At 48.7% G+C, this 7582-nt stretch carries 9 protein-coding genes; 4 read left to right on the forward strand and 5 right to left on the reverse strand.

The window, feature by feature from the left end; genetic code table 11:
* The first annotated feature begins 146 nt into the window (after nucleotides 1-146).
* Nucleotides 147-1037: a hypothetical protein gene (locus tag EYC62_03695; GenBank protein TAH36210.1), complete on the forward strand. Its 891-nt coding sequence runs from the start codon at nucleotides 147-149 to the stop codon at nucleotides 1035-1037.
* A gap of 54 nt (nucleotides 1038-1091) precedes the next feature.
* Nucleotides 1092-1589 carry a hypothetical protein gene (locus EYC62_03700; GenBank protein ID TAH36211.1) on the forward strand — a complete coding sequence of 166 codons (498 nt, stop codon included), beginning with the start codon at nucleotides 1092-1094 and terminating at the stop codon, nucleotides 1587-1589.
* Here the strand turns inward: EYC62_03700 and EYC62_03705 are convergent.
* The 4 genes from EYC62_03705 to EYC62_03720 all read right to left on the reverse strand — a co-directional run bounded on the left by EYC62_03705 (nucleotide 1586) and on the right by EYC62_03720 (nucleotide 4750).
* Nucleotides 1586-2221 (reverse strand): YggS family pyridoxal phosphate-dependent enzyme, encoded by a 636-nt coding sequence (locus EYC62_03705; protein ID TAH36212.1) that lies wholly within the window; start codon nucleotides 2219-2221, stop codon nucleotides 1586-1588. The two genes, EYC62_03700 and EYC62_03705, sit on opposite strands and share 4 nt — an antisense overlap.
* A gap of 64 nt (nucleotides 2222-2285) precedes the next feature.
* Nucleotides 2286-3239 (reverse strand): porin, encoded by a 954-nt coding sequence (locus tag EYC62_03710; protein ID TAH36213.1) that lies wholly within the window; start codon nucleotides 3237-3239, stop codon nucleotides 2286-2288.
* The gene (locus tag EYC62_03715) at nucleotides 3206-3418 is read right to left on the reverse strand and encodes a hypothetical protein (protein ID TAH36214.1); all 213 of its coding nucleotides are present in this window, start codon (nucleotides 3416-3418) and stop codon (nucleotides 3206-3208) included. Before EYC62_03715 ends, EYC62_03710 begins: the two co-directional genes overlap by 34 nt.
* 195 nt (nucleotides 3419-3613) lie before the next feature.
* Nucleotides 3614-4750 (reverse strand): porin, encoded by a 1137-nt coding sequence (locus tag EYC62_03720; GenBank protein ID TAH36215.1) that lies wholly within the window; start codon nucleotides 4748-4750, stop codon nucleotides 3614-3616.
* Between the two features lie 383 nt (nucleotides 4751-5133).
* On the opposite strand from EYC62_03720, the gene EYC62_03725 reads away from it, so the two are divergent.
* A complete protein-coding gene (locus tag EYC62_03725) occupies nucleotides 5134-5691 on the forward strand; it encodes a DUF3576 domain-containing protein (GenBank protein TAH36216.1) in 558 nt (185 codons plus the stop codon).
* A 61-nt stretch (nucleotides 5692-5752) separates the two neighbouring features.
* On the opposite strand, the gene EYC62_03730 is transcribed toward EYC62_03725, so the two are convergent.
* Nucleotides 5753-6475 (reverse strand): hypothetical protein, encoded by a 723-nt coding sequence (locus EYC62_03730; GenBank protein ID TAH36217.1) that lies wholly within the window; start codon nucleotides 6473-6475, stop codon nucleotides 5753-5755.
* Between the two features lie 136 nt (nucleotides 6476-6611).
* On the opposite strand from EYC62_03730, the gene EYC62_03735 reads away from it, so the two are divergent.
* The coding region (locus tag EYC62_03735) for a leucine--tRNA ligase (GenBank protein ID TAH36218.1) at nucleotides 6612-7582 on the forward strand (971 nt) is incomplete at its 3' end.

The raw sequence follows: 7582 nt of genomic DNA on the forward strand, positions 1-7582 counted from the left end.
AAACCCGGCAAAAACAGCCACTTACGGTCCAAAATTGCCCATAGAATCAATATCGAAACAATATAAGATATTGAAATATAATGATAATATACCGGATTGGTTGGCATGGCGATTGCAAGGATCATATCGGATGGGAGACTAAAAAAATGACGATTAACACCGCCTTATTATCCGAGAGCAGTTATAGCAGCGCCCTAAGCGATGATCGCGCCTGGCGCGAAACCAAACTGCCTAGCGAATCGGAATTTTCAAAATTATTGCCGGCAGCTTCGGTTGAACCGGCGCAGGCGCAAGCGCCCAACGCTATTGCCGCCCCAATTCTGCAAGACAATATCGGACAAGCCGCGGATAAAACCGATTCCGTGGCCGAACGCCTATTGAATGGAAATTCCGAAGCTGAAGACGCCAAACCCGTAGACGACAATCAAGATTTTACGCTGGCCGACTTAATCGATGTAATCAACCCGCTGCAACACATTCCTGTACTGGGATCTTTGTACCGCAATCTAACCGGCGATACAATTTCAGGACCGGCGCGCGTGATTGGCGGACTTGCCTTCGGCGGACCGATGGGATTATTGGTGGCCACATCCAGCGCGATTTATGCGCAGGAACATGGCGGCCGCGATATCGGCGAAGTGGCCATTGCAAGCTTAGGCGAGGATGAAGAAGCGCCAGAACACACAGCCGAACAAAATAAAGCGCAAGTCGCCGAAGAAAATAGCGACGATAGCGCAAGCGATACCGAATCCAAAACCGCAGACGCCAGCGACGCCGTAAATTTAGCGGAGGTTCCGGATGATATCGATGCCGCCCCATGGTTGGAGCCGAAAGCAGCCGCAGCGCCAGTAACGCCGGTGGAGCAACAGCCGGTTGCGGAAGTCGATATAATTCCAAACAAACCCATGAAACCGTTGGCGCCAACTAACGCCAATGCGGCCCCCGTTTCAGTTCCGCCGCAACAAATGCCGGAAATGATGATGCGCGCGATGGATAAATACGAACAAATGATGAAACAGCGCGTTCAACAAAACTAGAGCCGGTCCTGGGTTCCGCTTGCAATCCGTCAATTCTGCGATTACATCTTGCTCATGATGATCAAAGTCGACAGTAAAAACAATTTATTATATTGGAACAACCGTTCCTATCGCTGCGCGATCGGAAAGAATGGCGCCACGATGGAAAAAATCGAAGGCGACGGCAAAACGCCGCTGGGACAATTTCCGATATTGGAAGTTTATTGGCGCAAAGACCGCGCGGATCTGCCTAAAATCCAACTGCCAACCAGACAAATTCTAAAAAGCACCGGCTGGTGCGATGACCCGGAGCATGCGGCGTATAATTTTCCGGTGCCGCTGCCTTTTTCCGCAAGGCACGAGGTTTTTTGGCGCGAAGACGGGTGTTACGATATTGTGGTGGTGATCGGATATAACCGCAATCCGACCATTCGCGGCCGGGGAAGCGCGATTTTTCTGCACTGCGCCAAGCCGGATTTCGCCGGAACCGAGGGTTGCGTCGCGATAGACAAAAAAGACTTGTTGTCGATTTTGCCGGAATTCACGCCGCAAACGACGATCGATATACGCTAACGTCCGCGTTCCCCGAATATAGCCGTGCCAATCCGCACGTGGGTCGCGCCGCACGCAATGGCCGTTTGCCAATCCGCGCTCATACCCATGGATAATTGTTTTAAATCATGCCGCGCCGCGATTCGCGCCAAGCGCTGAAAATGCGCGGCCGGTTCCCGGTCTTGCGGCGGGATGCACATTAATCCAACGATTGGCAATTTATACTCGCCAATGCATTTGCGAATGAAAGCGTCGGCATCGTTTGGCATCACGCCGGATTTTTGCGCTTCTTCCCCGATATTGACTTGGATAAAGAACTTTTTTTGGCGCGCCAGTTCCGGATGCTTGATTATGGCTTTGGCCAAGGAATCGCGGTCCAAAGTTTGAATGACATCGAATAATTCCAACGCCTCTTTGGCTTTATTGCTTTGCAAAGGGCCAATCATATGCAATTCGATGCCGGTAAATTGGGCGCGCAAGGACGGCCATTTTTCCCGCGCTTCCTGCACATAATTTTCACCGAATACGCGCTGGTCCGCATTCAGGGCTTCGGCGATTTTGCCTGCGTCCTGGCCTTTACTGACCGCAATCAACTGCGCGGCGCCAAGCCTGGCGCGAATTCCGGCAAGAATATCGGGAATGGTTTCATTCATGGCGATTCCAATAAAAAAGGGCGGCCATATAAGACCGCCCTTTCATTATTTTGTCAACAAAGCCTTAGAACGAGATCATTGACCCGACCATAATCGCGGTCGAATCGTAATCATCCGTTGCGCCAAGACCGACGCCGATGGCGCCAGTACCGTCATTGTCATAACGGTCGTGTTGAATCGCCGCGTCCAGCGTTACGCCAGGACCCATCGCGTAAGAAGCCGATAGCAATAATGTATCCAATTCCGGCTCGCGCGTGGAGGTGACTTCGTAATTGCCGTGGCTCCAGCCCAGGCCGACTTTATATCGTCCCGTTTTGTAAGTACCGCTGATGGCATAAGTATCGACATCCAAATCGTTGCCGAGACCGTTTTCAAGGCGTCCATAGGAACCGCCAACGACAAAGGCGCCGAAATCCAGATTCAACCCGGCTTGCCAGGCGCGCACATCATCCATGGTGGTGTCTTCGTTATTCGAATCGGTAAAACCGACCGAAGCCAGAATACCGGTATTTTGCCATTTGCCTTCATAGCTGGCGGCAATCGATAACGCTTCGGAATTTTGACCGGCGTCATTATCGGCTTCGGTCAAACCGCCGTTATTCTGCCGATCGGCGGTGGCATCCGGCGCATAAGAAACGCCGAACGAAAATCCGCCGAAGGATGGCGACAAATAAATCAATTTGCTGCTGGCCGCTTCGACCATTTCCAAGGTTGTGTTAACACCGGCAACGTTATTGCCATAGCTGGTTAATTGCGTCAGCGGATTGTTGGAGAAACTTAAAGTTTCATAGGTGCGATGATCCACTTGGAAAACTTCCGACGCTTCGGGGCCGGTCACCGATTTTTGAATGCGCACATCGTCGGTATCGCCAACCTGCAATTCGCCAAAATTGCCTTTGATATACATAATAGTATCGTCAATTTGTCCGCCAGCAACCGTTTGGCCTTCCAATTCCACCAAAGCGCCAACGGTCAGACCGTTATTCAATTTGGTTTCACCGGTGAACCATATTTCCACATCTTGTTTATGCTGTGATTGCGAAAGTTTCCACCATCGTCATCGTTAACAATAACGCCTAGACCGGCTTTGTAATATCCGCCAAGTCCCAGTTTAACGCCGCTATCCGCGGCATTGGCGGAGGCGGAAAAAACCAACAAACCAAAAGCGGCCAATGCTGGCCAGAAAATTTTTCTCATTTTGTGCTCCATAAAATAAGGTGTTGGCTAATGTTATATTGTAACAAATCAAAAACCGTCCAGCTAAAAACCGGTTTAACCCAATAATACTTATCCCCAGTGACGGTATGTGTTTGAACAAAACATACGCGAATATTTGGGCAAAAAGAAAAGGCGGCTAAAAAGCCGCCTTTTCCCAATACTATGCCGTAAGGCTTAGAATTTGATCGACGAACCGACCATAACCGAGGTCGAATCGTAATCGTCGGTGCCTGCACCAGCAGCGATAGCAGCAGTGCCATCGTTGTCATACTGGTTGAAAGCAACGGCTGCATCCAAGGTGATGCCAGGACCCATAGCGTAAGAACCGCTAACAGCAACTGTATCCAGTTCTGGTTCTTGGGTAGCTGTTACTTCATAGTTACCGTGGCTCCAGCCTAAACCTAAGGTGTATGGGCCAGTGGTATAAGTACCGCTAAGTTCCCATACTTTTACGTCTAAGTCGTTGCCGAATTCATTGTTCAAGTGGCCATAAGAACCACCGACCATGAACGCGCCAAAGCCAAAGCCCAAACCAGCGTGCCATGCGCTTACGTCATCAGCGCCAGCCACTTCGTTGTTAGAAGTGGTGTAGCCCAACGAAGCCATAACTTTGGTCGAGTCCCATTTGCCGTCATAAGCGCCGGCAACGGACCATGCTTCAGAGTTGCCGCCAATGTTGTCGGCTTGAGTCAAACCGCCGCGATTTTGGCCGTCTTGCGATGCATCTGGAGCATACGAAACAGCCAAGCTAAAGCCGTTGAAGCTTGGGGTCATATAGATCAGCTTTGTGCTGTCATTTTCAACTTTCATAACAGTGTTGTTTTCACCGAAGGTGTTAACACCGCCGTCGCTCAAGAAAGCCAAGGAGCTGTTCGAGAAGCTGAGCATGGTGTCATCTGGATCGGCGTGACCAAACACTTTAGAGGCCATAGGACCTACAACTGCTTTCAAGCGACGAGCATCATCTTCGTCACCGACGCGCAATTCGCCGAAGGAACCTTTCATGTACATCCAGGTTTCATCGATTTGGTCGCCATTGGTTTGGCCTTCCAATTCCACGCGAGCGCCAACGGTCAAACCGTTGTCCAAGGTGGTTTCACCGGTGAACCATACTTCCACATCTTGTTTCAAGCTGTGGTTGCGAAGGCCCTGAGCTTGGGCGTTACCAGCATCGTCATCATCGCTAGCAATCACGCCGAAACCGGCTTTGTAGTAACCGCCTAAACCAAGTTTTACGCCTTGGTCAGCGGCTTGTGCGCTACCGGCTGCGAAAACAGCCAAAGCCACAAGAGCTAAATAGAATTTTTTCATTTTTCCTCCAATACACTTCGAAAAAATTTGCCTTGCCTCTCTTTAATATAGTCACATCCTCAGCTTCCGACCGGGTTGTGACCGAATGTTTAGAAAAACAAAGCGGTTACAGATGGAATGACCTGTATATTGCAACGAGTCATCCCGTCATCTGAGGCAAAACTATACATATTAGGAGCTCGTGCCAAGTCATTCCGGCCATTAACCTGTTGTATTCAGGCCATCGCGTGTTTTTGCCGCCACAAGGCAAAAAGGTTAATGTTTACAATGCGATTATTGGGGATTAGCCATTTATCCCCTTGAAATTGTTGCAATTTTGTGGTGGATTACCACCCTAATTTGGTCATACTTCCGGTTTATAACGCCCCAAAAGGTAGGTTTTCATGTCGTGTTTTTCTAAAAAAATCGTTTTTTTCACAATTTTTGCCTTGCTGGTAGGACTTGTCGGTTTGACCGGATGTTCGAACATTCAAAAGGGCGAAGGCTATACCAATCCATATACCGATAAAATGGCGCGCGATAAGCAAAATGAATCTGTTTTAGGCGGAGACGGATTATTTTTCGGCGGCAAATCGAAAGAAGAAAATAATTCCGGCGCTGGCATCGGCGTCAATGGATTTTTATGGCGCGCAAGTTTAGACACGGTTTCTTTTATGCCATTGGCATCCGCCGATCCGTTCGGCGGCGTGATTATCACCGACTGGTATTCGCCGCCATCGGAAGAAGCGGATGCAAAAGCAACCGAGCGTTTTAAATTGACGATTTATATTTTGTCGCGGGATTTGCGCGCCGATGGCATTCGCGTTTCGGCGTTTAAACAAATCGCCGATAAAAACGGCAATTGGGTCGATACCGCGCCGGATGCCGATACTGCCAGCAAAATCGAAAATTCGATTTTAATGCGCGCCCGCGAATTGCGCGTGGCGGCGGCGGTAAAATAATCCCCGATTTTATCTTGATATTGTGCAGAACCGGTAAAACCCGCGAAGTTTTACCGGTTTTTTATCGTCCTCTTACTTGGCGTTTTGCTGTTTTACGCAAGTCTTGCTGCTCTTTCTCGCGCCGCGCGATAAAAGCATCTATCACTTGGTAAGAAGGATCTTTTTCTCTCTTTGGCTTTAATTGCTTGTATTTTCTACTGGCCGGTTTTGCCGAATCCCCAAGCAATGAAAAAATATCAGCTCTATCCGCAAATTCCATGGCTTTCTTTAATTTTTGCAACTGCGGCAAGTTTAAATGCCTGGTTAGCAAAACAAAATTGCGAAAATACGGGTCATGCACCCCCACGAATGCCGCATAATAAAATAATGCCACGCCAATACCCAAACCGACATCCACAGGACGGATATCGGAGCCTGCACAAATAGCATTCTGAAAAGCGCTTATTTCCGATAACTGGTTCGCCACATCAACGCGCCGATTAACGTGCGCGTCATTTTGTAAATCCCATCCATATAAAAAAGCCTTTAGCGCGGCATTTGTTTTTGCGGCGTAAATGATCCTTTTATATTTTTTGGATTGTTTTGGATTTTCGCTAAGCAAATCTTCGTTGCCGTCGCAATGATGGGCGAGATGTTTCACTATTTCTTGCAAACCACTGCGCATATTGCCAGACAGTTCTAATCCGTTTGGATCCCTAGATAAAATATAGCTTTTTGCCGCTTCGATCATTCGGGCGAAGTAGACCGGAATTTCATTTTCTTGAGGCTTATTGTCTTTGCGCATTTTAATACCGCTCCTTTAGTGTATCCTTTATAAACACTTATATAAAGAATGTCCAGGGGGATTGGCTCTTGCCAAATTATTGTATTTGCTTAGAATTTATTGTTCACGGGTAGGGTCCATATATAAAGGTAGAAATATGAGCACAGAAGCGCAGCGGTATAATTTCAAACAAACCGAGCAAAATTGGCAAAAAATCTGGGACGAGAAAAAATGCTTTGAAGTCGGCGAAGACTCGTCAAAGCCGAAATATTATGTGCTGGAAATGTTTCCCTATCCTTCCGGCAAAATTCATATGGGCCATGTGCGCAATTACACGCTGGGCGATGTGGTGGCCAGATACAAAGTCATGCAGGGATTCAATGTGCTGCATCCGATGGGATGGGATGCGTTTGGATTGCCGGCGGAAAATGCCGCGATCGAACGCGGCGAACATCCGGCCAAATGGACCTATGCCAATATCGCGCAAATGAAAGCGCAATTGAAAACCATGGGATTGTCGTACGATTGGCGGCGCGAAGTCGCGACGTGCGATCCGGATTATTATCAGCATGAACAGAAAATGTTCATCGAGTTTTATAAAAAATCTTTGGTCTATCGCAAGGAAGCTTGGGTGAATTGGGACCCCGTGGAGAATACCGTTCTGGCCAACGAACAAGTGGTCGATGGCAAGGGTTGGCGTTCGGGCGCGGTGGTCGAACGGCGCAAATTGAATCAGTGGTTTTTGAAAATCACCCAATATGCCGATGATTTGCTGGGCGCGTTAGAGCGTTTGCAAGGCTGGCCGGAAAAAGTGCGCTTGATGCAGGAAAACTGGATCGGGAAATCTACGGGTGCCATGATAAGGTTTCAGGTGTCAGGTACCGGGTATCAGGAAGAAAGCAAGAAAAACCAGGAACCTGATACCGGGAACCTGGAACCTTCTATCACCGTCTTTACCACCCGGCCAGACACCTTATTCGGCATGTCGTTCTTGGCGATTTCGCCGAATCATCCGATCGCCGAAAATTTGGCGAAATCCAATCCGCAATTGGCCGAATTTATCAAGGATTGCGGAAAAATCGGCACGTCGGAAGTCGCTTTGGAACAGGCGGAGAAACGCGGATTCGA

It is taken from the genome of Alphaproteobacteria bacterium (assembly GCA_004295055.1).
Lineage (GTDB): Bacteria > Pseudomonadota > Alphaproteobacteria > SHNJ01 > SHNJ01 > SHNJ01.